We start from the raw sequence: 20,221 nt of genomic DNA, 5'->3' as shown, positions 1-20,221 counted from the left end.
GTCCGGCACCACAAAAACAAAAACGCGGCCCTGAGGCCGCGTTCTGAGTGATCAGCGAGGGCTGATCAGAGCGGGCGGATGTTAGCCGCCTGCAGGCCCTTGGGGCCGTTCTTGACTTCGAATTCTACGCGCTGGTTCTCGGCCAGGCTCTTGAAGCCCTTGCCTTGAATTTCGCTGAAGTGTGCGAACAGGTCGTCACCGCCCTGTTCCGGGGTGATGAAGCCGAAGCCCTTGGCGTCGTTGAACCACTTGACGGTACCGGTTTGAGTGCTCATTTTGCGTTCCTTTAAAACATAAGAAGGGGCTCGCGCCCAGAGTGCAGGAACGATCAAGAAACAAGTATCGAGGGAATCAAACCGTAAAGTTCGCGGAACGAACACGCGGAAACGACACCACAAAGACAACTGCTTGAATCGACTGCGACGCCACAATACATGGTTTTTATTGGGTGTGGGGTTTTTTTTTGATTCGTCATGCAAGGGGATGGATATGACGATGACGAGGTGTATCGCAAGTCGCTGTGCGCGCCGGATTCAGTTGGGGCCGGAAGGTGGGATAATGCAGGCCCTTTTTAGTTAGTCCGGATTTCAGATGCCCATCCAGTGGTTCCCCGGTCACATGAACTCCGCGCGCCGGAAAGCGGCGGAGACGCTGGCTGCGATTGATGTCGTCATCGAAGTGACCGATGCCCGCCTGCCCGAAGCCAGCAGCAATCCGATGATCGGAGAGTTGCGCCGCTTCCGCAACCGCCCCTGTCTCAAGCTCCTGAACAAGGCGGATCTCGCCGACCCGGTGGCGACGCAGGCGTGGATGGATTTCTACAACCGTCAGCCGGGGGTGAAGGCCGTGTCGATTTCGGCCAAGAAGCCGGCTGACGTGGCACGCATCACCGGCCTGTGTCGCCAGCTCGCACCGCACCGCAGCGACAACATTAAGCCGCTGCGGATGATCCTGATGGGCATTCCCAACGTGGGCAAGTCCACGCTGATGAATGCGCTGATCAAGCGCAAGGTGGCCAAGGTTGGCGACGAACCGGCGGTGACCAAGAGCCAGCAGACGCTCGATCTCGGCCCCGGCCTGACGCTCACCGATACGCCCGGACTGATGTGGCCCAAGATCGACTACGATTCCGACGGCTTCATGCTCGCGGCGAGCCATGCGATCGGCCGCAATGCGGTGATCGACGAGGAGGTCGCGGCCTTTCTGGGTGACGTGCTGCTCGAACGCTACCCTGCGCTGCTCGCCGCCCGCTATCGCATTGACCCGTCGAACTTCGACGGGCCGGGGCTGGTCGAGGAGGTCGGACGTCGTCGCGGCTGCCTGCAAAAGGGGGGCGGTCTCGATCTGGAGAAGGCCGCTCAGATCCTGTTGCTCGACTATCGCAGCGGCGCGCTGGGCAGGATCAGTCTGGAAACCCCCGACAGCCGCAGCCAGATGCTTGCGGCTGCGCTTGCGAACGGGCCTGTGCCGGTCAATCCAGACCTTGCAGTGGATGAAGACGAAGAAGAATAAAGGTGGCCGGGCTGGGGACTTCGCTGCCCTTAGCTGTCAGTCGCTGAGTTGTCAGGCGTATTGACGGGCAGGATTTCGATCCATTGCAGCCACTGGCCACAGGCGTTGCGTGGCCCGCGCAAGGAGCCGTGCCAGGGGCCTTCGGTGCATTTGCCGCGGTTGTTTGCCGGATCGAGCTCGACCGTGCTGCCGTCTGCGGCCAGCTGACGCGTGCCGTCCCAGCGCTGGCAGGTCGGGCAGCGGCGCAGCTCGGCGATTTCGGCCGCCACGCTCAGATCCCGAAATAACGCCCGGGGCGGTGATTCACTGCAATGACGAAGTTCACCGCCACCGCGCCGAGCACCGAAAGCCCGACCAGCCGGGCGTCTATCGCCAGCAGCGCGAGCGCCATGATCACGCAGTCCGCCGCCATCTGCACCCAGCCCGCGCGCCAGCCTTTGCGCTGTTGCAGGTAGATCGCCAGGACGCCCACGCCCCCCAGGCTGGAGCGGTGGCGGATCAGCATCAGCAGGCCGGTACCCGCTAGCAGTCCGCCCATGATCGCGGCAAAGACCGGGTCGACATGGGCAATGCTCAACAGGCTGGGCAACCATTCGGTGCACACCGAGAGCAGCAGCACGGTACAGAAGGTCTTCAGCGTGAACTCGCGCCCGAGTGCGCGCAGCGCAAAGATGTAGAAGGGCAGGTTGATCGCGAAGAAGGCTGCGCCGAAGGGCAGGTCGAAGGCGTAGTGGATCAGAAAGGCCAGACCGGCCGTGCCGCCGGTGAGCATGCCCGCGTCGCGAAAGAACGAGATCGACAGGGCCAGAAACAGCGTGCCCACGAGCAGGGCTTGCACGTCGTCGAGCGGGCTGTGGCGGGCGCTCAGTTCGGCAGGGGCTTCCGGAGCGGACTGAGAGGGCGCGTTCGACATGAAGATCCGATGGTTGAGTCTTGCCCCGATGATAGCGCGCTGTTTGCTGCAGCGCAGTCCGTAGCATCCACGGCACGCCTTTCACCGCTCGCCATGTCGTCTTTGTTGGCGCGCTACCCGTGTTTGTCGAGAAACGCACAGTCTGCATGCCTGATTCACGTCTATTAAACCCATTGAAAAACAGATGGATAGGGTGCCGGAGCGGAGCTGGCGATGCTGGCACTCAATCTGCTGGAGGGAGCACAACCCCGACCAAGAGGAGTCTTCACCATGCAAGAGAGCGCAATGCCCATCACCCGTGACGCCGCGCTGCGCGTCGCCCTCGCAGCCCGGTCGATGCCGGGCATCACCCTGCCGAAACTGATCGATGTGCTGCAGAACCGGATTGGCAGCGAGCAGATCGACACCGACAATCTGCGCACGGTGACCGTGACGGATCTGAAGACGGCCTTTGCCAGCGTGGATGGAGAGGAGGATGGTGAAGACATCGGAATCGGCCTGGAGGCGATGAAGCTCGCCGTGCGCATCCTGTGGGGCGACACCCAGGGCGACCCCTTGCCGCCGGTGCTGGCGTTCGCTGAGGGCGACATGCCGGGGTCGGTGCGGGTGGCGCTCGCCTCCGACAGTGGCGAGGCGCTCAACGGGCATTTCGGATCCTGTATCCGCTATCTGGTCTATCAGGTGTCGGCGACCGAGATCCGCCTGGTGGACATCCGCGACGCGCTCGAAGCCGACTTTGCCGACGACAAGAATGGCTTTCGCGTGCAGCTCATCTCCGATTGCCATGTGCTCTACGTCGTCTCCATCGGTGGTCCGGCGGCTGCGAAGGTGATCAAGGGCAATATCTACCCGATCAAGCGTATCGAGGGTGGACCGGCGATGGAGGTGATGGCCGAGTTTCAGGACATGATGAAGGGCTCGCCGCCGCCCTGGCTGGCCAAGATCCTGGGTGTCAGCGCCGAGCGCCGGCTGCGCAACTACGCTGCGGCGTCGGTCGAGGAGTGAGATCGTGGCCGACAAGGACTACCCGCGCATTGTCTCCGAGCTGATCGCAAATGCCATTGCCAGCAGCCGGATTGCCGGCGAGAACGGCCGCATCACGCGCCTGGTGGCGGGCAGTATCGGGTGTTTTGCAAGCGAGCTGAAGGTGGGGAACGAGGCCGGCAAGGCCGATGCACTGCTCGCCCATGCACGTGACCTGCTGGCGGAAAGCGATGGCGCAGAGGTCGTGCCCGCACTCACTGCTGCGGTCGAGGCGCTGGCAGTGGCGCATTGAGTCGGGCTGCATTTGCGCTCGTTTGGCGGTGGCGCGGGTTAGAATCCGCGCCCCGAAGCCAATTTGCGGCCACTCTGCCGCCGCCGTCATGGAAGAGCGCATCGAACGCCTCGAATCGAAGCTGATGTTTGCCGAGGATCTGCTCGACGAACTCAATCGCACCGTCTACCGCCAGCAACAGCAGATCGACCTGATGCAGCAGCATCTGCGGCAACTTGCGCAGCAGATGCAGGCCGTTCAGCCTCCCGGACGCCTGAGTCCGGAAGACGAAGTGCCGCCGCACTACTGAGCGGTAACGCCCGCGCCGGGGCGCGTGGGATGGAAGCTGATCTTCTGCGGTGCGACCTGTGCCTGCAGCTTGGCGACGTGCGGCTTCAGTTCGCCCATCACGTGCATCTCGCAGCGCTTGCAGTCGAAGCGCAGCGTGAGGGTCTCCTTGCCGTTGACCAGGGTCATCGGGTCGGGGCGGATGCCTTTCACTTCCTTGGGGCACAGGTTGAAGCTGTAGCGCAGGCAGTGCTTGGTGATCATCACTGACACCTCGCCGTGCTCTTCATTGGCCTCGTAGGCCGCGTCGATCAGCTTGACGCCGTGTTTCACATAGAAATCACGCGCCTTTTCGTTGAGGACGTTGGCGAGATAGCTCAGCGAGTCGTCCGGGAATGGAGCGGGCGGTTCGACCGGCGCCGCACGCGGCGGACGGGCGTGGGCCTGCAGGCGCGCAGCCTCCAGCTGTTCGACGGCGTCACGACGCAGCGCATTGAGCGCCGAGGCCGGCAGGAAGGGCGCGTCGGCGACATCGAGCGTGATTTCCTGTGCCGTGAAGATCGTGTTGCCAAGCTTCGCGATGTGGTCGCGGATCGTGTTCAGCGCACGTTCGGCCTGCTGGGCAGCTTCGTGGGCCGCCTGGATGCTGGCCGTCGCGGTCACGCCGTCCTCGTCGCTCAGGGTCAGCGCATAGCCGTCGGCAGTTGCGAAAAAGCGTGCGTCCACCGTGATGCGGCGATCGGCGGATTTCTTTTCCAGCGCACGCTCGAAAGCCTGATCGTGGTTGCGGAACACCGAGGTGCCGGGCACCAGGTCGGCCGGCAGCGCGTCGGCAGTAAAGATGCGATCCACGCCTTCGCCTGCCGCGTCGTGCTCGGCACGGTTGATGCGCAGGCCGGTGAGGTCGCCTTTGGCGTCGTACCAGGTGAGGCCGTCGCCGTTGTGGATCGGCGCCACGCGCTCGATCTCGAAGAACTTGCCGGCCTTGGTGTCGATGCGGGTCACGCGGCCGATCGCCTCTCCGACGAACTTGGGCGATTCGAAGGCTTCGATGCCGTGCTGGCGCTTGTTGGTGAAGTAATCGGTATAGCCGCGGTTGAAGGTCTTCTCCGCCTGCGGCGTGAACAGGAAGGTGCTGCGCCCGCTCGAGGCGCGCTGCCATGCGGGGCCGTCGGCATCGGGGTGTTCGATGATCTCGTCGAGCAGCTGACGGTAGTGCGCGGTGATGTTCTTGACGTAGGACAGGTCCTTGTAGCGGCCCTCGATCTTGAACGAGCTCACGCCGGCCGCAGCCAGGGTGCGCAGGTTGGCGCTCTGGTTGTTGTCCTTCATCGACAGCATGTGCTGGTCGCGGGCGATGATGTTTCCGTCCTTGTCAGCCAGGTCGTAAGGCAGGCGGCAGGCCTGCGAGCATTCTCCGCGGTTGGCGCTGCGTCCGGTGTGGGCGTGGCTGATGTAGCACTGGCCGCTGAAGGCCACGCACAGGGCGCCATGGACGAAATACTCGAGCTGGCACTCGGTGGCTGCGGCGATCTTCTTGACCTCGTCCAGCGTGAGCTCACGTGCGAGCACGATCTGCGAAAAACCGACGTCCTGCAGGAAGCGGGCCTTGGCCGCGTCGCGGATGTCGGTCTGGGTGCTGGCGTGAAGCTGGATCGGGGGCAGGTCGAGTTCGAGCAGGCCCATGTCCTGCACGATCAGGGCGTCGGCGCCGGCGTCGTAGAGTTGCCAGATGAGCTTGCGCGCATCTTCGAGCTCATCGTCGCGCAGGATGGTGTTGAGCGCCACGAACACCTGCGCATGAAAGCGGTGGGCGTGTGCACTCAGGCGGGCAATATCGGCAACCGTGTTTTCCGCTGAGGCGCGCGCGCCGAACGACGGTCCGCCGATATAGACGGCGTCTGCCCCGTGGGTGATGGCTTCGATGCCGAAGTCGGCATTCTTGGCAGGGGACAGGAGTTCGAGTTGGTGACGGGCGTTCATCAGCGGCGCGACTTCAAGGTCTTGATCGGAAAGGCGGTAATGATACCGGTTCGCGAATCTTCAGGCTTGGTTTCGTGCACCGGCGGTACCTGGGGCCTTCACTGCTTGTGCGCTGAAGCGGGACGCAAGCAGGCGGGCGGGGATGGCTGCGAGCAGCAGGCCGATGGCGTCCGCAATCCAGTCCCACAGGTCACCGAAGCGGTAGTCGGTGAAGGACTGAGCGACCTCCATCGCCGCACCGTAGGCGAGCAGGCCGAGCACGACCTGCGCCATGCGATCCGGCCAGGCAAGGCTGCCCAGCATCATCAGCACGGCGAACAGCACCGCGTGTTCGATCTTGTCCTGCCAGCTGACGATCTGGACGACATCGGGTGCCGGTTGCAGGGCGAGCCAGAACACGGCGACAAGGGCGAAGATGAAGAGGCCGCGACTGAGGGCGGGCGGGATACGGAGCATGAGCGGGACGGGTGCCTGAGGTCGGAACAGGCGCCGATCTTATCAGGCTGGTGTGACGGCGCGCTGTGGCGTGGGGGCGTTTGCCCGCCACATCCTGACGACATGGAGCATGTTGAGCAGGAGCCAGCCGAACTCCACAATCAGCGCGAGTCCCGCAAGCGGCCCCAGCGCTGGTGCCAGTGCAGCGGCAAGCAGCGCTGCAAGCGCAAGCACGTGCATCCTGAGCTGTGCTTTGGCGCGCGCATCCGGGAGCAGCTTCTTGACGTTGGGGGCCTTGATTTTGGCCTGGGTAAGGTGCAGCCAGGCCAGAAAGGGCACGATCTTGTACAGCATGGCGCTGGTGGCGCCGCCCAGGCCACCGTGCAGGATCAGGATGCCGGCCAGCACTGGCCAGCGCTCAGCATCGGAGAACTGGGGAAAAATCAGGAGGGCGGCGCCGGCAATCAGGGCCACCATCGCCAGGCGGAAGGCGCGAAAGGAGGCGTCGGGCGTGCTGCGTCGCGTGCGCGCCTGCTGGCGCAGCGTGATGCCGGCAAAGCAGACCACGGCCGCGATCAGGGCAAGCGCGAGCACGATCGCGGTCTGGTCGAAGCCGGTGACACTGAGCATGGACCATGCGCACAGCAGGCCGAGAATGGCGGGCGCCCAGTAACGGGTAAGCGCGACCGGATAGGCGGGCGTGATCTGGAACATCGGGACCACCACCCAGCTCACCGCCGCGAGGAGAATGCCGGCCCAGCCAAGCAGCGCCCAGCCGGCGTGAAGATTGACCTGAGTCGGGAAGGGCAGGGGAAGCCCACCGCCGCCGGCGAGCCCGAGTGCAATCGAGAAGCCCAGCGCGACGGCAAGTGCAAGGCCGGTGAGCGAAAGGCGCAGATCACGCGGCGTGTGGCTTGCCATGGACGACTTTGGCGCACGAATGATGGCAAAGGCGGCGCAGCTAAGAAAGCCGAGAATGCTCAGCCCGAGCAGTGCGGCTGCGCCGATCAGCACGTCCGGCAGGCCGAAGCCGAGTCCGGCCGCAAGTCCGGCTGCACCCAGACTGAGCCCGACGTGGGTCAGTCGGGCAGTGAGCAGCGGTGCGGGCAGCGCCGCCCCGGCGACCACGGGCATGATCTGGATCAGCGCGCCAAGCATGATCTGCAGCAGGAAGCCAACTGCAAACAGGTGAACCACGGCCAGGGTGCCCGGCGTCCAGCGCGATGCAAGCAGGCCGCTGTCGCCGATCAGCACCAGTCCGGCGACGATGCCGAACAGCGGTGCGGTGAGAAAGAAGCGCAGCGGTGCCGAAAACGGCGGCGTTGCCTCATAGCCCAGGCCGGGGTTGGCGCCGCTCATGGACGCTCGATCAGGACCTCGACCACTGCGTCGTCACGAACCGTCGGGGTATAGCGGTAGCCGTCGCGATCGAGGATACGGAACAGTGGATGGGGCATGCGGTCGAGCAGCAGCGTGACTGCCTGACCGGGGGCGAGGTCGGCCACAGCCTCCATTGCCATCTCGAAGGGCACGGGTGGTTCCATGCCGCGGGCGTCGACGATCGTCGGTGTGTTCATGCAGTGGCTCCTGGGGCGGTGTGAGCGTGCAGGGCCGCGTCGAGCACGCCTGCCAGTGCAGCGCTGCGGTCGGCAAGGCGGGCATCGCACATCGGGTACAGCATGTTTTCTTCCTTCATGTTGTGCTGTTGGATCATGATCATCAGGGTTTCGGCTTCGCCTGCAAAATCGTCGCCGTCGCGGGCGTCAATTGCGGCCTGCATGCTGTCGAGAAAGGTTCGCATCTCGGCATGTTCGGCCCGCATCACCGCGGTGGGGCCGCCGCGCATGCCGGTGGCGGCCTCGAATGCGGGAAAGAGGTGTTCTTCCTCTGCCAGGAAATGTGCGTTCAGGGCTGCGGCGAATGCCGACATTGCTGTTGCTGCGGCAGACCAGTCGCCCTTGGCGACGAGGGTTTCGACACGGGCGAAAACATGGTCGCAGGCGCGGTGGTCGTCGGTCATCAGGCTGGAGAGTGACATTGGCGGAGCTCCTCGGGAATGACTCGATTCTCCGCATCGATCCCGTCGCAGCCTTGACGCGGGTCAATATCGCGAACATGCCGATGGTTTTTGCGAGGGCCCTGAAATGGTGCAAAGCAGGCAGAATGCGGGCTTTGTCGAACGGATTCCCCGAAATGAGCCCTGCTCAAGCACCAGGCGCCTGGGGGCGGATTTTCCTGCCCTTCGCACTGGGCTATTACCTGTCCTATCTGTTGCGCACGGTCAATGCGGTGATTTCGCCCACGCTGACGGGCGAGCTCGGCCTTTCCGCCGCCGATCTGGGGCTGCTGACCAGCACCTATTTTCTGGCCTTCGGGTTGGCACAGATTCCCGTTGGCATTGCGCTCGACCGTTTCGGCCCGCGTCGGGTCGAAGGCTGTCTGATGCTGCTGACTGCACTCGGTAGTGCCGCTTTTGCAATGGGCGATTCGCTCACCGGCCTCGGTGGTGCGCGTGCGCTGATTGGCGTTGGTGTGTCGGCCTGTCTGATGGGGGCGCTGAAAGGCTTCGCGATGTGGTATCCGGCGGAGCGGCAGAGCTCGATGACGGGCTTCATCATGGCCGCAGGCGCGCTCGGGGCGCTCACTGCCAGTGCGCCGGTCGAGGCCCTGCTGCCATTCATGGGGTGGCGCGGCGTGTTCTGGATCATTGCTGCCCTTGCGCTGATGATTTCACTGTGGCTCTTCCTGTCCTTGCCCGACGAGGCCAGTCATGCGGGCAACGAGCGTCTGCTCGATGCCTTGCGGGCGGCGGCCCTGATTTTTCCGGCCCCTGCTTTCCTGAAGTTCGCGGCGTCGTCGATGTTCTTCACCGGTGGCTTCATGGCCATGCAGAGCCTGTGGGCCGTGCCCTGGCTGATGAATGTGAACGGGCTGACGCTGGCTCAGGCTGCGGGCTATCTGGTGGCGCTCAATGTCGGCATGCTGGTGGGGCAATTGTCCATCGGCCTCCTCGGTGTGCGCCTTGCAACGCGCGGCGTGCGCCCGCTCAATTTGATCCAGTTCGGCTATGCGGGCATGCTGAGCGTGCAGCTCTGCATCCTGTTCGATCTGGGACCGCTGGTGGTGCTGTGGTTTCTGCTCGGCGTGCTGTCTTCGGTCAATTCACAGACTTACCTCGCGACGGCGTCGAATTTTCCCCGCCAGGTGTTCGCGCGCGTATCGACGGCAATCAACCTGATGGCGTTTGCCGGTGCCTTCGCCGTGCAGTGGGGGCTGGGATTGGCGCTGGATGCCTTGCAGCGTGGGGGGCAGACGATGTCCGCGTCCCTGAGCCTCGCATTTGGCGGCCTGATCGCAGTCCAGGTGCTCGCCTATTTGCCGCTGTTGCCGTGGCGTCGGACGCAACAGGGCTGAGCGCCCCGCGTGCGGCCGCGGTCAGGCGCTGACTGCGGCTTCTTCTTGCTCCGGAGCCCGCTCCGGTTTCTGCGCGGTGGCGGGGGGCGCCGGCAGCGCTTTCTGCGGTGTGGGCAGGGCGCCCCAGTGGATCAGTTCAAGCCGGCCGTCGAGGTGCTCGACGATGGCCGTGCAGCTATCGACCCAGTCGCCGCAATTCACATAGGTCAGTCCATCGACCTCACGCATGCTCGCCCAGTGGATGTGTCCGCAGATCACGCCATCCACGCCGCGCTCACGTGCGCCGTGCATCACTGAGTCCTCGAAATCGAAGATGAAGCTGACCGCCGTCTTGACCTTGCGTTTGGCGTAGCCGGCGAGCGACCAGTAGCCGGAGATGCCCAGGCGGCGCCGGATGCGTGACAGTCCGCCGTTGATGCGGACCAGCGCGTTGTAGGCGACGTCACCGAGTACCGCGACCCAGCGATAATGGCGGGTGACCTGATCGTATTCGTCGCCATGCAGCAACAGGAAGCGCCGCCCGTCGGTCGTCTCGTGAATCCAGTCGGACTCGAGCCGGATGTCGCCGAATGTGGTGCCGATGTATTCGCGCAAGGCCTCGTCATGGTTGCCGGGGATGAAGATCACCTGCGTGCCTTTGCGCGCACGCCGCAACACTTTTTGCACGACGGTGTTCTGAGTACTGGTCCAGTGGATGCTTCTGCTCATTGCCCAGAAGTCCACGATGTCGCCAATCAGGAAGAGATTTTCGGATTCGTGGTAACGCAGGAAATCGAGCAGACGCTCTGCCTGGCAGCCGCGGGTGCCGAGGTGGATGTCCGACAGAAAGATCGAGCGAACCTGTTTTTCCTGCATGTGCGGCCTGGGGCGATGGGGTCGCCGCCAAGCGTGGCGCAGGCGTGTGACAGGGTGATGAATGTCTGGCCGGGGCCGGGTGTGCCGGGCTCAGGCGTGCTGGCCTGCTGCGTAACCGGATGACCATGCCCACTGGAAGTTGTACCCGCCCAGGTGGCCGGTCACGTCCATGACTTCGCCCGCAAAGAACAGGCCGGGTTGCTTGCGCGCTTCCATCGTCTTTGACGACAGGGCGTTGGTGTCGACCCCGCCGAGCGTGACCTCCGCCTTGGCATAACCCTGGGTGCCGGATGGCACCAGCTGCCAGTCGGCAAGGGTGGCAGCAATCTGGCGCAGATCCGCATGGCGGAACGCGTTGACCGGTTTCTCCCAGCCTTGCAGCGCGCACAGTGCGTGGGCGAAGCGCCGGGGCAGGCGCTCGGACAGCAGGTTGGCAAGCAGGCCGCGCTCGCTGGCATGCGCCATCAGCCATTCCTCGGCATCGATTCCGGGCAGCAGGTTGAGGCTGACCGGTGCCCAGTCATCCTTCTCATAGGCCTGCGCCTGCCAGTAGCTCGACGCCTGCAGGATGGACGGGCCGGACAGGCCGCGATGCGTGATCAGGGCGGCCTCGCGAAAGGCGGGGCCGCGACAGGAGGCTTCGACCTCGAAGGAGGCGCCGGCCAGCGGTGCCAGCAGCGAAAGTGTTTCCGGGGGTAACGTGAGCGGCACCAGCGCGGGGCGGGGCGCGATGACCGGGATGCCGAATTGCTCGGCGATACGGTAGCCGAAAGGGCTGGCGCCGATCTTGGGGATGGAAAGCCCGCCGGTCGCGATCACCAGGCTGTGGGCGTAGAATCGACCCATGGTCGTGTCGATGACGAATCGATCATGCTCGTCCGATGTGCGGTCCACTGCCTGAACGCTGGCCGGCATGGCCCACTGGACTGCACCGTCTTCGCATTCGGCGCGCAGCAGATCGATGATCTGTTGCGCGGAATCATCACAAAACAGCTGTCCCCAGTCGCGTTCGTGATAAGAAACCCCATGACGTTCCACAAGGTCGATAAAATCGCGCGCCGTGTAACGCGAGAGCGCCGAGCGGACGAAGTGCGGATTGCGGCACAGGAAGTGTTCTGCGGTGACGCGACGGTTGGTGAAGTTGCATCGCCCGCCGCCCGAGATGCGGATTTTCTCGGCAAGTTTGGGGGCATGATCGAGCAGCAGTACGCGCCGGCCGCGCTGGCCTGCGGTCGCCGCACACATCATGCCGGCGGCGCCGGCACCGATTACAACAAGGTCGAAACGCTGGTCAGCCACAATCGCGCCCGGTGCGTGGAAAGCGGCGCAGAATACGCCCGGTGACGACCGGCGGCAAACGTGCTGACGTTTTTCGGGGTTCGCCCCAGAGTTTCACAGGTCGATTCATAACGGTTTTCGAGCACATGGAGCATGTGAATGTCTGATTCAACCCCCGGCCCGACGCAACAACCCCGTCTGCAGCGGTTCATCCGCCCGGCGAAATGGGGGGTGGGTGTCTTGCTGGCCGTGGCCGTGATCGGGTTTGGCGTGGTGCCGCCAGTGGCGCGGCACTATGCAACCAAGATCCTGGGTGAAACACTGGGGCGTGAGGTTTCGATCGACGGTGTGCTGTTCAACCCCTTTACCCTCGCAGCGGAAGTTCGCGGGGCAAAGATCATGGCCGCAGACGGGCAGAAGCCCGACTTGTCCTTCGAACGTCTCAATCTCAATCTCGAGCTCGAATCCATCATCCGCGGCGGTCCGGTGCTGCATGAGCTCTCGGTCGACGGCTTGCAGCTTGCGCTGGTGCGCCTGCCCGCGGGCAGACACAACTGGTCGGATGTCGTCGAGCGCCTCGGCGAACAGCCCGAGAGCGAGGGCGAGTCGCGCTTCTCGGTGGGCAATATTCAGCTCACCAGCGGGCGCATCTCGGTAGATGACCAGGTCGAAGGTCTGCAGCACGAACTGTCGGACATCAATATCGGCATTCCCTTCGTGTCCAATCTGCCGGTCAAGGTCGATGTGTTCGTCGAGCCGTCGCTGTCGGCCAGCCTCAACGGCAAGCCGCTGGGCATCAGTGGGCGCACCAAGCCCTTCAGTGATGAACGCGAGACCGTCGTCGACTTCTCGCTGAAGGACTTTCAGCTGCCCGAGTGGATGCCTTACCTGCCGTTCGATCCGGCTTTCAAGCTGCCTTCGGGTGTGCTCGGTGCCGACATGCAGCTGAGCTTCCGTCAGCCGGTGGATGCGTCACCGGTGGTGGCGGTCAGCGGACAGGTGCAGATCGACAAGCTGGAAGTTCAGGACAAGGCGGGTGCGCCGGTGCTGACCGTGGCCGAGTTCGGTATCGAACTGGCTGACGTACAGCCTCTGGTGAACCGCTTCCAGTTCAGCAAATTGCGCCTGATGCAGCCTGAGCTCAATCTCGTGCGCCTCGCCGACGGCGGCATCAACTTGCTGCAGTTGCTGCCCAAGTCTGCTCCTGGCGAACAGCCAAAGTCTGCCAAGGCGTCCGCAAAAACAGCCGCGAACGGGGCAAAGAAGGCCACGGAGGCCGCTGTTGAAAAGCCTGCGGCGACGCAGGATGGGGTCAAGCCCGCTGCGCCATCGAAGCTGGATTTCTTGCTGGCGTCGGCGCGAATTCGTGATGGCGTGGTGCGCTTCGAGGATCGCAGCGTACCGGGCCCCTTCCGCACCCGGATCGAGGCAATCAACCTCGACCTGCGTGACCTGTCGACCATCGGAGACATGCCGGCGGAGATCCGCCTCGACTATGTCAGTGACGCCGGCGAGAAGCTCAGCCACCAGGACAGCCTGCGGCTCGAGCCTTTCGAGCTGGATGGCAACCTGATCGTTGAGCAGCTGCAGCCTGCCCGTTATGGTCCCTATCTGGCCGCGGCAATGCCCGGCGGCGAAATCCGCGGCGGTCGTCTCGATGGTTCGATACGTTACAAACTTGCCCTCAAGGGCGGTGAGCCACAGATCGAAGTCAATGCAGAGACCCTGAGCCTGAAGGATTTCGTGCTCGGACTGAAGGGCGACAAGGGGGCGGCGCTGAAGCTGCCGCAACTGAACGTGAGCAATGCCCAGGTGCTCGTGGCCGAGCGCAAGGTCGTCGTGGGCGAGCTCGCGGTGAAGGGTGCGGCAGTGTCGACCGTTCGTCAGCGCAATGGCGACTTCGACCTGATGGCGCTGGCAGGCGAGGCAGCGCCGGCGAAACCTGCAGCCAAGGGTGAGGCGCCATGGTCGGTGACGGTCAGGAAGCTCGCGCTCGAGGACGCATCGCTGCGGGTCGATGACCGCAGTGCGGGCAAGCCGGTGGTGCTGGAGGCCGAGGGCATCGCGCTCAAGGTGGAAAATTTTTCCACTGACAAGGGGGCGGAACTCAAGCTCGACCTGAAGAGCCGGATCAACAAGCGCGGCAAGCTGGGTGTGTCGGGGACGGCGGTACTCGATCCGCTGAAGACGTCGATGGCACTTGACCTCGACAACGTCGATCTGCTGCCCCTGCAGCCCTATGTGCTGGAAGAAACCAAGATCGCCATCTCGCGCGGCAGTCTGTACGCGAAGGCGAAGCTTGCACTGGAGTCAGCGCGTGACGGCATCAAGGGGCGGCTGACTGGCGATGTCGGAGTCGCCAACTTTTCCTCGATCGATCGCCTGAATGCGACCGATTTCGTGCGCTGGGGCAGCCTGAGCCTGAACGACATCGACATGCGTCTGGCGCCGTTTGCGCTCGAGGTGCGCGACATCGCGCTCAACGACTTCTATACCCGCCTGATCCTGAGCGACCAGGGCAAGCTCAACCTGCGCGAGATTCAGGCCGGAACCGAGGAGGCCGAGGCGGAGCGGCAGAAAGCCGAAGCGGCACTTGCCGACGGCAAGGCGCAGGCCGACATGCCGCCGATCAAGATCGGCCGGATCCGGGTCAAGGGTGGCAACATCGCCTTCAGCGACCGTTTCGTGCGCCCCAACTACGACGCCAACCTGACCGGGATGGCGGGTGAGTTGTCCGGACTGTCTTCGGACCCGACCACGATTGCCAAGCTGACGCTGGACGGCAGGGTCGACAATTCGGCGCCGGTATCGATCAACGGCGAGTTCAACCCCTTTCGCCAGGATCAGTACCTGAACATCGGTGCCTCGGTGAAGGATTTCGAGCTGACCGGTTTGTCGAGCTACTCGGGCAAGTATGTCGGCTACGGCATCCAGCGCGGCAAGTTGTCGGCAGAACTCACGTACAAGATCGAGGAGCGCAAGCTCACGGCGGGAAACCAGATCTTCCTCGACCAGCTCACCTTCGGCGAGGCGGTCGACAGTCCGGATGCGGTCAACCTGCCGGTGCAGCTGGCGGTGTCGCTGCTCAAGGACAGTCGTGGTCAGATCAATCTTGATCTGCCGGTGAGCGGCACCATGGACGATCCCGAGTTCAGCGTGTTCGGACTGGTGGTGAAGGCGCTCTTCAATCTGGTGGGCAAGGCGATCACCTCGCCCTTCGCGCTGCTCGGGTCCGTGCTTGGAGGGGGCGAGGAGCTGTCCCAGGTCGAGTTCGACTCCGGCGTGTCACGTCCGGGTGAGGCGCAGCAGAAAAAGCTGGCGACGCTCGCCAAGGTGCTGGTCGATCGGGCCGGCTTGCGGCTCGACATCACCGGTTTTGCCGATCCTGCGAGCGACCCCGAGGGCATTCGTCGCGCAAAGCTGCTTGATCAGGTGCGTGCGGTCAAGCTCAAGGCGATGGTCAAGAGCGGACAGTCTGCGCCTTCGCTGCAGAATATCGAGATTGCTGAGGACGAGTACGCCGCCTTGCTCGAAGAGGTCTATGACGACACCGAGATCGAGAAGCCGCGCAACTTCCTCGGTGTCGCCAAGAGTCTGCCGGTTGCCGAGATGGAGGCACTGCTGCTGCCGACGATGACGGTGGGCGACGAAGATCTCAGGTTGCTTGCGCAGCAGCGTGCGCAGAATGTGCGCGAGTGGCTGGTGACGACGGGCAAGGTGCCGCCCGAGCGCGTTTTCATGGTCAAGCCCACTGCGGCAAAGGCCGAGGCTGGCGGCAGACTGGTGGTGTTTTCCTTGCGTTGAAGCGGGAGGGCAGGATGAAACTCAGCGATGCGGAACGAACCGCCGCTCTGGCCGGTTTGCCCGGCTGGAAGATGGTGGATGGGCGGGATGCGATCGAGCGCGAATTCAGGTTTGCGGATTTCAATGCGGCTTTCGGTTTCATGAGCCGGGCGGCGTTGCAGGCCGAAAAGCTGGATCACCATCCGGAGTGGTCCAATGTCTATAACCGTGTGCATGTCGTGCTCAGCACGCATGACGCAGGCGGACTTACGGCAAAGGATGTGGCGCTGGCAGGTTTCATGAACGGACTGTTCCCGCCTGCCTCCTGATGCATGAGGGCTTGCAGGGCGTTGCGGCTCAGCCGAAGTAGCCCTGCAGGTACCAGTCGTGTGGCGGGTCCAGTTCGCGGAACACCCACCACAAGCCTTCGTCGGCCGTTTGCGCGAGGTAGTAATCGCGACGGATGTCATGCCCGTCCCACCACCCCTGTTCGATGCGCTCCGGCCCTCGCAGCAGGTGAAGCTTGCGCGGTGCATCGATCCGGCGCGGCCTGGTCAGCAACCAGAGCGGCCGGGTGGCGCCGGCAGGCGTGTCTGCATTCCGAGCCGGGCGGGGTGAGATCGTGCCCAATGCGGTGCTGCGCCACGCGCACTCGGGGCGGCGGTCCGGAACGATGCTCAGCTGCCTCACACAGTCTTCTCCCAGCCGTGCCCGCAGGCGGTCCAGCAGCAGCAAGGCGTTTTCACGTTCGGTCGCAGGGTCGCCGAAGAGGTCGTCCGAGCGGGCGGCCAGCGCACGTGGTGCGTCGGTGCTCAGCGTCATGCCTTCCACCGCCGATGGCAGTTCGAGTACCGCCAGCCGTTCGCGCGCGAGCAGGTTGAGCCTGGCTTCGTCGCGACTCGGCATGCCGGTGAGGATGTCGAGCACGGTGTCCTCGCCGCGTTCGTGCTGCAGGCTCAGGCGGCAGTGGTCGATGCCGGTGTGTCGTGCGGCGAGCCAGCTCGCCAGGCCGGCAAACAGGCGCCGGGCGGCGAACATCAGGGGCTCGGTATTGACGGTTGCTGCGGGCAGGCTGAGCTGGGCCGTGTAGCGCTCGGGCGGGATGAACGCTGGGCGCAGGTCGTGGCATTCGCCGTAGGCGCGGGCAAGGGTTTCGCTGACCGCCTGCGCCTGACGACGGGCGAGGCCTGCTGCGGGAAGCGCACGGACTTCACCCAGGGTACGCAGGCCGAGGCCATGGAGCAGATCGAAGCTGCTCGTGCTGATCGCGCCGTCGTCGGCAAGCAGTTCCAGCGGCAAGGCATCGAGGCGGGCGTGCCAGTCCGGTGCCGGTGTGACGACGGACTGCGGATCGTGTTGTGCATGGCGCGCGAACCAGCGTGCTGCCAGCGGTGTGGGTGCGCTCGCGCTGCAGGCATCGAGTCCCTGCTGCTGCAGTCCGTCTAGCAAGGCGGCTTCGAGGGCGTCGAGTCCGCCGAACAGGCGCAGGCTGGAGGCGACCTCCAGCAGGATGCAGTCGGGTGGGTCGAGGCAGACGCGGGAGGCAAACGCACCCGACCAGGCCGCCAGCTCCTTCAGCAGGGCCGCTTCACGTTCAGGAGTGCGTGGCATCAGGCGCAGCGTCGGCAGCATCGCGAGCGCGCTGGCGACGCCCTGGCCGGGCTGTATGCCCTGTGCGCGGGCGTCAGGCGTGGCGGCGATGACCTGAGCGCTAGGCCTGTTCTCGGTAATGGCGAGCAGGCCGGAGGCTGCCAGGCCGCGAACGTGGACCTGCAGGGGCAATTCGGGAAGGATCAGGGCCAGCCACAGCACGTCGGGATGCCTGCGGAGTCAAGGCCGGTCGCCGTGCAGCGGCAGCACAACGGGGGCGTGTGCGAGCGGGCCCTTGCGCTTGAGCAGGTCGATGCGCAAGGCACCCTGCTGGGCCGAGAGCGCCAGCCGCAGCGGCGCCGGTGAGGGCTGACTTGCGGTGGCCAGTGCGCGGAACAGGAAGAGCGGGGTCGAGCCTTGTTCGGCTGCCAGTTGCAGGCGACGCAGGCCGGCGCTGTCGATCTGCGGCAGCCACGCCAGCACGACATGGCAGCTGGCCGAGCCAAGCGCCTGGCGGGCGGCCCAGACGGCTTCTCCGGCGGTGGCCGGGGTCAGCAGCAGCAGCGATCCAAGATCGACGCCGGCAGCATGGAGGGCCGGGGCATAAGGCATTTGTGGCGGGGCAATCCAGACCTGCCAGCGCGCCGGTCCGGATTGGCGCAGTAGCGGCATCAGCAGCGAAAGCTCGCCTACACCGGGCTGGTCTGCCAGCAGTTCGGTCATCGCGGCGCCCGGCCAGCCGCCGCCGGGCAGCTCTGCATCAAGCGCGGCATGGCCTGTCGGCAGTACCGGGCCACCCTGATGTGCGAGTTGCCGTCCCTGCCAGACCAGTCCGGCAGGAAGCGTGGCAAGTGCGGTGTGAGTCGGCATGGCGGCAGCGTGTGCTCAGGTCGATGTCGGTCGGTGGGTCGTGCGGCGCGCGTCCGTGGAATGAATAAGCATGTGGTCCGGAAGCATCTGGTGGATAGCGGCAGACGCCGGGCGGCACAAACCGGACGGCGTGCTGTCCGGGCAGAACGCCCCCCGGCATAACGGCGTCTTCAGGGGCGGGCTGCAGACTTGCGGGCAGCGCGTCCCGGTGCTCAGTTGTCCTTGCGGATCAGGCCGACCATGATGCCTTCGATCACAAGTTGCGATCGTTGAGGGTCGACCACGATCGGTTCGAAGTCGGGGTTTGCCGGCAGCAATTCCACGGTACGGCCTTTGCGCTGCAAGGTCTTGACCGTGACCTCGTCGTCGATGCGGGCCACCACGATCTGGCCGTTGCGCGCCTCGCCGGCCCGATGGACTGCAATCAGGTCGCCATCGAGAATGCCGGCGTCGCGCATGCTCATGCCGCGCACCCGCAACAGGTAGTCGGCGCGGGGCGAGAACAGCGCCGGGTCGAGCTGGAAACGTTTTTCGACATGCTCTGCGGCGAGGATCGGGCTACCGGCCGCAACCCGGCCGATCAGCGGCAGGCCCAGCGCCTGCGCCAGCCGGATGCCGCGGGCGCGTCCTTCCTCGAGCAAAATGGCACCTTTTGCGGCCAGTGCGCGCAGATGGGTTTCTGCCGCATTGGGAGAGCGGAAACCGAAAGCCGTACACACTTCGAGACGGGTGGGGGGGCGGCCCTCGCTCTCCAGGGTCTGGCGGATGAAATCGAGTATTTCCTGCTGGCGTGCAGTCAGGTGTTCGCTGCGGGTGCTCATGGCCATCTCCTGATTGTTGCTGTAATTTTAAACAGTAAAGTGCGGCGTGCAAATCTTTATCAGCAAACGGCGAATGACGCACTGCGTCTTGAGCATGATGCAGGACTGGGCTATTGATGACTCAGGTGCGTATTTCCGTCACCTGGCCGTGCCAAAACCAGAAAGGAGCGACATCATGTTTGTTGAGCCCCGATCACAGTCCGGTAGAGTTCGCACCGCCACTCCGCTAGAATCCGCTGAACGTCAGGGAGAATTCATGCTTCAGAGCGGAGACACTGCCCCCGCTTTCACCTTGCCGGACGCGGATATGGAGACTTTCGACCTCCTGTCCACGCGCGGCAGGCAGCGTGTGATTCTCTATTTTTACCCGCGTGACAACACTCCGGGGTGCACGCTTCAGGCGGCCGACTTCAGTGACCATGAAGACGAATTCGTCCGTCGCGACTGCATCATCGTGGGTGTCAGTCCCGACGACGCCCTGACGCATGCCGAGTTTCGCGATCAGCACGGACTGTCCGTCCGGCTGCTCTCCGATACCGATGCCGAGGTCGCGCGTCTTTACGATGTGTGGCAGGCCAGGGAAGTCGACGGGGTAAAGAAGATGGGCGTGGCGCGGACAACCTTCGTCATCGACAAACAGGGTGTCATCCGTCACGTGCTCCGTGATGTCACGCCCCGCGGCCATGTGGCTGCGGTTCTAAAATTGGTCAAGGAACTGGATACATAGCATGCAAACGGAAATTGCAAAGAACAGCGTCGTCACCCTCAAGTACACCGTGACCGACCCGGACGGTGCGGTGATCGACGATGGTCAGCATCCGCTGGTTTATCTCCATGGTGGTTACGACGGCATCTTCCCGACGCTGGAAGAAGCCCTGCACGGCAAGAAAGTAGGCGAGAACTTCAAGATCAAGCTGCAACCCGAAGACGCTTTCGGTGACTACGACGAAGAACTGGTGCTGGTGGAAGATGCAAAGCTCTTCCCGGACAACATCGAAGTCGGCATGTCCTTCGAGCGCGTGAGCGAAGACGGCGAGGAAGAAATCATCTACCGCATTACCGACATTGCCGAAGGCAAGGTCGTGGTCGATGGCAACCATCCGCTGGCTGGCGTGGCGCTGATCTTCGACGTGACGGTGGCCGAAGTGCGTGCCGGTACCGAAGAAGAGATTGGCCATGGACACGTCCATGGTGCTGGCGGACATCATCACTGATCGTCTGACG

22 protein-coding genes are annotated in these 20,221 nt (G+C 64.0%); 9 read left to right on the top strand and 13 right to left on the bottom strand.

From position 1 onward, the window contains the following. Positions 1-65: 65 nt before the first annotated feature. Positions 66-275, bottom strand: a complete 210-nt coding sequence (gene cspE, locus CEW87_RS19585; protein ID WP_108948709.1) for a cold-shock protein — start codon at positions 273-275, stop codon at positions 66-68. 316 nt (positions 276-591) lie between these two features. Between cspE and ylqF the strand changes: the two genes are divergently transcribed. Further along, positions 592-1,512 (top strand): ribosome biogenesis GTPase YlqF, encoded by a 921-nt coding sequence (gene ylqF, locus CEW87_RS19580; RefSeq protein WP_108975709.1) that lies wholly within the window; start codon positions 592-594, stop codon positions 1,510-1,512. A 29-nt stretch (positions 1,513-1,541) separates the two neighbouring features. Here ylqF and CEW87_RS19575 read toward each other — a convergent pair whose 3' ends face one another. Both CEW87_RS19575 and CEW87_RS19570 read right to left on the bottom strand, forming a co-directional pair. After that, positions 1,542-1,781 (bottom strand): hypothetical protein, encoded by a 240-nt coding sequence (locus CEW87_RS19575; protein WP_108975707.1) that lies wholly within the window; start codon positions 1,779-1,781, stop codon positions 1,542-1,544. A 2-nt stretch (positions 1,782-1,783) separates the two neighbouring features. Continuing rightward, a complete protein-coding gene (locus CEW87_RS19570) occupies positions 1,784-2,425 on the bottom strand; it encodes a YitT family protein (RefSeq protein WP_108975705.1) in 642 nt (213 codons plus the stop codon). A gap of 270 nt (positions 2,426-2,695) precedes the next feature. On the opposite strand from CEW87_RS19570, the gene CEW87_RS19565 reads away from it, so the two are divergent. The 3 genes from CEW87_RS19565 to CEW87_RS19555 all read left to right on the top strand — a co-directional run bounded on the left by CEW87_RS19565 (position 2,696) and on the right by CEW87_RS19555 (position 3,990). Continuing rightward, the gene (locus CEW87_RS19565) at positions 2,696-3,430 is read left to right on the top strand and encodes a dinitrogenase iron-molybdenum cofactor biosynthesis protein (protein ID WP_108975703.1); all 735 of its coding nucleotides are present in this window, start codon (positions 2,696-2,698) and stop codon (positions 3,428-3,430) included. 4 nt (positions 3,431-3,434) lie between these two features. After that, complete coding sequence (locus CEW87_RS19560; RefSeq protein WP_108975701.1) at positions 3,435-3,701, top strand: hypothetical protein; 267 nt, start codon at positions 3,435-3,437, stop codon at positions 3,699-3,701. 88 nt (positions 3,702-3,789) lie between these two features. Then, entirely contained in the window at positions 3,790-3,990 is a 201-nt protein-coding gene (locus tag CEW87_RS19555; RefSeq protein WP_108948703.1) for a SlyX family protein, read from the top strand. Here the strand turns inward: CEW87_RS19555 and CEW87_RS19550 are convergent. Genes CEW87_RS19550 through CEW87_RS19530 form a run of 5 tightly spaced genes read right to left on the bottom strand, consistent with a single transcriptional unit; the run spans position 3,984 to position 8,424 of the window. Next, positions 3,984-5,951, bottom strand: coding sequence for a peptidase U32 family protein (locus CEW87_RS19550; protein ID WP_420094122.1), 1,968 nt, complete (start codon positions 5,949-5,951; stop codon positions 3,984-3,986). The genes CEW87_RS19555 and CEW87_RS19550 overlap by 7 nt on opposite strands. 60 nt (positions 5,952-6,011) lie before the next feature. After that, positions 6,012-6,407 carry a VanZ family protein gene (locus tag CEW87_RS19545; RefSeq protein ID WP_108975697.1) on the bottom strand — a complete coding sequence of 132 codons (396 nt, stop codon included), beginning with the start codon at positions 6,405-6,407 and terminating at the stop codon, positions 6,012-6,014. Positions 6,408-6,449: 42 nt separating this feature from the next. Next, on the bottom strand, positions 6,450-7,745 hold the full coding sequence (locus CEW87_RS19540; protein ID WP_108975695.1) for a hypothetical protein: 1,296 nt from the start codon (positions 7,743-7,745) through the stop codon (positions 6,450-6,452). Further along, positions 7,742-7,963 carry a DUF2249 domain-containing protein gene (locus tag CEW87_RS19535; RefSeq protein WP_108948699.1) on the bottom strand — a complete coding sequence of 74 codons (222 nt, stop codon included), beginning with the start codon at positions 7,961-7,963 and terminating at the stop codon, positions 7,742-7,744. Before CEW87_RS19535 ends, CEW87_RS19540 begins: the two co-directional genes overlap by 4 nt. Further along, positions 7,960-8,424, bottom strand: a complete 465-nt coding sequence (locus CEW87_RS19530; RefSeq protein ID WP_108975693.1) for a hemerythrin domain-containing protein — start codon at positions 8,422-8,424, stop codon at positions 7,960-7,962. The genes CEW87_RS19535 and CEW87_RS19530 overlap by 4 nt, the downstream gene beginning before the upstream one ends. Before the next feature lie 155 nt (positions 8,425-8,579). On the opposite strand from CEW87_RS19530, the gene CEW87_RS19525 reads away from it, so the two are divergent. Beyond that, entirely contained in the window at positions 8,580-9,800 is a 1,221-nt protein-coding gene (locus CEW87_RS19525; protein WP_199917065.1) for an MFS transporter, read from the top strand. A 21-nt stretch (positions 9,801-9,821) separates the two neighbouring features. Here the strand turns inward: CEW87_RS19525 and CEW87_RS19520 are convergent, their stop codons facing one another. Together CEW87_RS19520 and CEW87_RS19515 are read right to left on the bottom strand one after the other, a co-directional pair. After that, positions 9,822-10,655: a UDP-2,3-diacylglucosamine diphosphatase gene (locus tag CEW87_RS19520; protein ID WP_108975691.1), complete on the bottom strand. Its 834-nt coding sequence runs from the start codon at positions 10,653-10,655 to the stop codon at positions 9,822-9,824. 90 nt (positions 10,656-10,745) lie between these two features. Then, a complete protein-coding gene (locus CEW87_RS19515) occupies positions 10,746-11,900 on the bottom strand; it encodes an NAD(P)/FAD-dependent oxidoreductase (protein WP_234421771.1) in 1,155 nt (384 codons plus the stop codon). Positions 11,901-12,092: 192 nt separating this feature from the next. Here CEW87_RS19515 and CEW87_RS19510 point away from each other — a divergent pair, with 192 nt between their 5' ends. Both CEW87_RS19510 and CEW87_RS19505 read left to right on the top strand, forming a co-directional pair. Beyond that, positions 12,093-15,737 carry a DUF748 domain-containing protein gene (locus CEW87_RS19510; RefSeq protein WP_108975687.1) on the top strand — a complete coding sequence of 1,215 codons (3,645 nt, stop codon included), beginning with the start codon at positions 12,093-12,095 and terminating at the stop codon, positions 15,735-15,737. 14 nt (positions 15,738-15,751) lie between these two features. Beyond that, positions 15,752-16,045, top strand: coding sequence for a 4a-hydroxytetrahydrobiopterin dehydratase (locus CEW87_RS19505; RefSeq protein WP_108975686.1), 294 nt, complete (start codon positions 15,752-15,754; stop codon positions 16,043-16,045). Positions 16,046-16,073: 28 nt separating this feature from the next. Here CEW87_RS19505 and CEW87_RS19500 read toward each other — a convergent pair whose 3' ends face one another. From CEW87_RS19500 to lexA, 3 genes are all read right to left on the bottom strand, one after another. Continuing rightward, positions 16,074-17,528 carry a Y-family DNA polymerase gene (locus CEW87_RS19500; RefSeq protein WP_108975684.1) on the bottom strand — a complete coding sequence of 485 codons (1,455 nt, stop codon included), beginning with the start codon at positions 17,526-17,528 and terminating at the stop codon, positions 16,074-16,076. Between the two features lie 18 nt (positions 17,529-17,546). After that, the gene (gene imuA, locus CEW87_RS19495) at positions 17,547-18,176 is read right to left on the bottom strand and encodes a translesion DNA synthesis-associated protein ImuA (RefSeq protein WP_108975682.1); all 630 of its coding nucleotides are present in this window, start codon (positions 18,174-18,176) and stop codon (positions 17,547-17,549) included. A 212-nt stretch (positions 18,177-18,388) separates the two neighbouring features. Beyond that, positions 18,389-18,997: a transcriptional repressor LexA gene (lexA, locus tag CEW87_RS19490; protein WP_108975680.1), complete on the bottom strand. Its 609-nt coding sequence runs from the start codon at positions 18,995-18,997 to the stop codon at positions 18,389-18,391. Between the two features lie 256 nt (positions 18,998-19,253). Between lexA and CEW87_RS19485 the strand changes: the two genes are divergently transcribed. Then, a complete protein-coding gene (locus tag CEW87_RS19485) occupies positions 19,254-19,724 on the top strand; it encodes a peroxiredoxin (protein WP_108977388.1) in 471 nt (156 codons plus the stop codon). A 1-nt stretch (position 19,725) separates the two neighbouring features. Continuing rightward, complete coding sequence (locus CEW87_RS19480) at positions 19,726-20,211, top strand: FKBP-type peptidyl-prolyl cis-trans isomerase (protein WP_108948690.1); 486 nt, start codon at positions 19,726-19,728, stop codon at positions 20,209-20,211. The last annotated feature ends 10 nt before the right edge of the window (positions 20,212-20,221 follow it).

The sequence above is a fragment of the Parazoarcus communis genome (assembly GCF_003111665.1).
GTDB classification, from domain to species: Bacteria; Pseudomonadota; Gammaproteobacteria; order Burkholderiales; family Rhodocyclaceae; genus Parazoarcus; species Parazoarcus communis_B.
The sequence above is the reverse complement of the archived record's forward strand: the minus strand, read 5'-3'. Positions and strand labels throughout refer to the sequence as shown.

What these genes read in the sequence shown, in the direction of transcription:
- imuA (WP_108975682.1), bottom strand. Translation starts at nt 18,176, where the DNA reads ATGCCGACTCACACCGCACTTGCCACGCTTCCTGCCGGACTGGTCTGG.
- CEW87_RS19565 (WP_108975703.1), top strand. Translation starts at nt 2,696, where the DNA reads ATGCAAGAGAGCGCAATGCCCATCACCCGTGACGCCGCGCTGCGCGTC.
- CEW87_RS19520 (WP_108975691.1), bottom strand. Translation starts at nt 10,655, where the DNA reads ATGCAGGAAAAACAGGTTCGCTCGATCTTTCTGTCGGACATCCACCTC.
- ylqF (WP_108975709.1), top strand. Translation starts at nt 592, where the DNA reads ATGCCCATCCAGTGGTTCCCCGGTCACATGAACTCCGCGCGCCGGAAA.
- CEW87_RS19535 (WP_108948699.1), bottom strand. Translation starts at nt 7,963, where the DNA reads ATGAACACACCGACGATCGTCGACGCCCGCGGCATGGAACCACCCGTG.
- CEW87_RS19570 (WP_108975705.1), bottom strand. Translation starts at nt 2,425, where the DNA reads ATGTCGAACGCGCCCTCTCAGTCCGCTCCGGAAGCCCCTGCCGAACTG.
- lexA (WP_108975680.1), bottom strand. Translation starts at nt 18,997, where the DNA reads ATGAGCACCCGCAGCGAACACCTGACTGCACGCCAGCAGGAAATACTC.
- CEW87_RS19530 (WP_108975693.1), bottom strand. Translation starts at nt 8,424, where the DNA reads ATGTCACTCTCCAGCCTGATGACCGACGACCACCGCGCCTGCGACCAT.
- CEW87_RS19540 (WP_108975695.1), bottom strand. Translation starts at nt 7,745, where the DNA reads ATGAGCGGCGCCAACCCCGGCCTGGGCTATGAGGCAACGCCGCCGTTT.
- CEW87_RS19525 (WP_199917065.1), top strand. Translation starts at nt 8,580, where the DNA reads ATGAGCCCTGCTCAAGCACCAGGCGCCTGGGGGCGGATTTTCCTGCCC.
- cspE (WP_108948709.1), bottom strand. Translation starts at nt 275, where the DNA reads ATGAGCACTCAAACCGGTACCGTCAAGTGGTTCAACGACGCCAAGGGC.
- CEW87_RS19515 (WP_234421771.1), bottom strand. Translation starts at nt 11,900, where the DNA reads ATGTGTGCGGCGACCGCAGGCCAGCGCGGCCGGCGCGTACTGCTGCTC.
- CEW87_RS19505 (WP_108975686.1), top strand. Translation starts at nt 15,752, where the DNA reads ATGAAACTCAGCGATGCGGAACGAACCGCCGCTCTGGCCGGTTTGCCC.
- CEW87_RS19555 (WP_108948703.1), top strand. Translation starts at nt 3,790, where the DNA reads ATGGAAGAGCGCATCGAACGCCTCGAATCGAAGCTGATGTTTGCCGAG.
- CEW87_RS19480 (WP_108948690.1), top strand. Translation starts at nt 19,726, where the DNA reads ATGCAAACGGAAATTGCAAAGAACAGCGTCGTCACCCTCAAGTACACC.
- CEW87_RS19510 (WP_108975687.1), top strand. Translation starts at nt 12,093, where the DNA reads ATGTCTGATTCAACCCCCGGCCCGACGCAACAACCCCGTCTGCAGCGG.
- CEW87_RS19550 (WP_420094122.1), bottom strand. Translation starts at nt 5,951, where the DNA reads ATGAACGCCCGTCACCAACTCGAACTCCTGTCCCCTGCCAAGAATGCC.
- CEW87_RS19485 (WP_108977388.1), top strand. Translation starts at nt 19,254, where the DNA reads ATGCTTCAGAGCGGAGACACTGCCCCCGCTTTCACCTTGCCGGACGCG.
- CEW87_RS19545 (WP_108975697.1), bottom strand. Translation starts at nt 6,407, where the DNA reads ATGCTCCGTATCCCGCCCGCCCTCAGTCGCGGCCTCTTCATCTTCGCC.